We start from the raw sequence: 2,344 nt of genomic DNA, 5'->3' as shown, positions 1-2,344 counted from the left end.
ATGGCGCTCGCAGTGATGACGGGCTCAGCGCTGGCTGGCAGCAGCACCACTTCCGCGCTCGATGATCCTGCAAAGATGTCACCTTTCTTCACGGATGCCGGCATGAAAACCTTGAGGTCGGAAGCGGATTTCAAGACCGCATGGATGTCCATGAAACCGGATGAACAAAAGGCGGTGCTGAAAGACTGCGGCGACACCACGCTCAACAAGTCGCACGCGGATTTCTGTGCCATGGCAAAGAAGATGGGCGGCTGAGAATAACCGCTCTATAGGCGTAGTTCCCAAAATTTGGCCCGGCCGTCAGGCACGGGCCTGTTTCTGCGGGCCATTTCCTTGCGAGCCATGTTGCTATCGTCAATCATCGGGACTGGCAGATATGCATTCGTTTCTAGCCACTCCCTCAGCACGATCTGAATGATACCGGCCGATGTTCATCTCGGCGGCGAGGGAGTTCAATGCGTCCTGTGTTGCTGGCTCTGGCGGGAGGCCGGCGACGTTCCGGAGCATCAACGCAGCGCGCCGAAGGATGATCTGAAGATTCGCCCGAAACATGTCGGCTATGCCATCGGCTGCAATCTCAAGTTCTTTGACAAAGGCCCATTCCGAAGCGACCTCGCCGAGCAGTACACAGCAATTCAATTAGACAACGGGGTATCGAGGAACGCGGGAAAATCATCTTGGCTGGATCCGCACTAGGGGGCCACGGTTCTCGCGGGCGGGCTTCAATGGACGAAAGACATGAGATGCACCTTGCTGAACTTTCGAAATACGCTGTCCAGGGGACCGCGAAGCCGTGGACCTCAACTCTGTCATTGAACGCGTAACTGCGAGGGTTATCCACAGGTCGCCAAGATTGGTAAAACGCTCCGAGCTTCGTTAAGGTCTCGTTAACACTCTGAGAGCATCGTTTGCGTGGGTTCGGTTCGTCTGAACCCCTAATCGCCTACGAAGCCCGCTGCCTAACCCCAAGCCCCCCGCCCAGGCAGCGGGCTTACTTTTCCAAAGAGAGCCACGTTAGCAGACAGCGCTCACCGGCGGAGCCGTTCGCCAAAGGCTTGGCGGAACTGCGAGAGCTTAGCAGCCGGCATCGCTGCCCAATCATGTGCGCGGAAGCCGTCTGGTGGCGGTGCCACCGCCGCATTATTTCCGACTACCTGCTCGGAGAAGGCTGACGCGTCATGCATACTCTTGGGCCGGTCATGCCGAGGAGGCCAGCCTGACGCCAGGCGCTGTGTGCGCGATGATGGAACGATCGTTTATCCCGGGGAGCATCTCCTCGGGACGCAAGCATGGATCATTGCAAGATCGCGGCCATGGCGATCGCCAGGCGTTGAAAAGCCTTCCGCGCCGGGCACAGGGTGGCGGAACAAGCTGTGACCTCGAAGGTTGGGCCACGCAGACAGCTTCTAAGGCACGCGCATGGCGTTGGACAGAGACGGGGCGAAACTAGCGGCCGGATTGTCCGTCGCTGCATTAGCGGCACTAGCGGGATACAACGCCATCCGCGCCAAACGTGCGATCGCCAGCCTGACATGCGGACGTATGATGGCAATTGATGGTCTGCGCCTGCATTTTATCGAAGCCGGAACCGGCATGCCGCTGCTTCTCCTGCATGGCAATGGATCCATGGCGGAGGATTTCAAGTCGAGCGGCGTCTTCGATGAGGCGGCAAAGACCTACCGGGTGCTCGCATTTGACCGTCCCGGCTTTGGGCGAAGCTCACGTTCGCGCACCCGGCGCTGGTCCGCTTGCGACCAAGCCGACCTCATACATGCCGCCGCCGGCAGATTGGGTATTAAGAAATATCTCGTCCTTGGACATTCCTGGGGAGCCTGGATCGCCCTCGAGTTGGCGCGCAGGCATCCTTCATCGGTCGCCGGCATTGTGCTTGTCTCAGGCTATTACTATCCGCCACCGCGGCTGGATCTTGCACTGGCCGCACTCCCGGCATTGCCGGTGATCGGAACGGGGTTTCGCCACACCTTGTTGCCGCTGCTTGTGAGGCTGGCCTGGCCTTGGGCAATGGAAAAGATATTTCGACCCGCTATGATCGCCAGCGACTTCGCCGCATCCGCCAAGGATGCCGCCAGCCGCCCTTCCCAACTGCGGGCGGTTTGTTCGGAGTCAGCATCTATGCTGGCCGCGGCCCTGTCGGAGAAGGCCAGCTATAAGGACATTTCCGTACCGACCGGCATCCTGGCGGGATCTGGAGACCGGTTGTTCGATGCGGAACGGAATGCACGGCGCCTGCATGGCGAAGTTGGTGGGTCTCTCCTCGAGGTGATTCCGGGCGCTGGCCATATGGTTCATCAGAGCGCCCCGCAGGCAGTAGTCGGTATGGTGC

The 2,344-nt window shown here is 59.6% G+C and carries 4 protein-coding genes; all 4 read left to right on the top strand.

Annotation, left to right across the window (positions count from 1 at the left end; translation table 11 throughout):
- Nucleotides 1–255: hypothetical protein (locus tag EN991_RS32635; protein WP_127370285.1), on the top strand; the 255-nt coding region annotated here is incomplete at its 5' end.
- 159 nt (nucleotides 256–414) lie between these two features.
- On the top strand, nucleotides 415–696 hold the full coding sequence (locus tag EN991_RS41860) for a hypothetical protein (protein WP_164753914.1): 282 nt from the start codon (nucleotides 415–417) through the stop codon (nucleotides 694–696).
- A gap of 212 nt (nucleotides 697–908) precedes the next feature.
- Nucleotides 909–1,172, top strand: coding sequence for a DUF488 domain-containing protein (locus EN991_RS41855; RefSeq protein ID WP_164755114.1), 264 nt, complete (start codon nucleotides 909–911; stop codon nucleotides 1,170–1,172).
- A 247-nt stretch (nucleotides 1,173–1,419) separates the two neighbouring features.
- A partial coding sequence (locus EN991_RS32620) for an alpha/beta hydrolase (protein WP_164769543.1) occupies nucleotides 1,420–2,344 on the top strand: 925 nt, incomplete at its 3' end.

This window comes from Mesorhizobium sp. M7A.F.Ca.US.005.03.2.1 (genome assembly GCF_003997795.1).
Lineage (GTDB): Bacteria > Pseudomonadota > Alphaproteobacteria > Rhizobiales > Rhizobiaceae > Mesorhizobium > Mesorhizobium ciceri.
The sequence above is the reverse complement of the archived record's forward strand: the minus strand, read 5'-3'. Positions and strand labels throughout refer to the sequence as shown.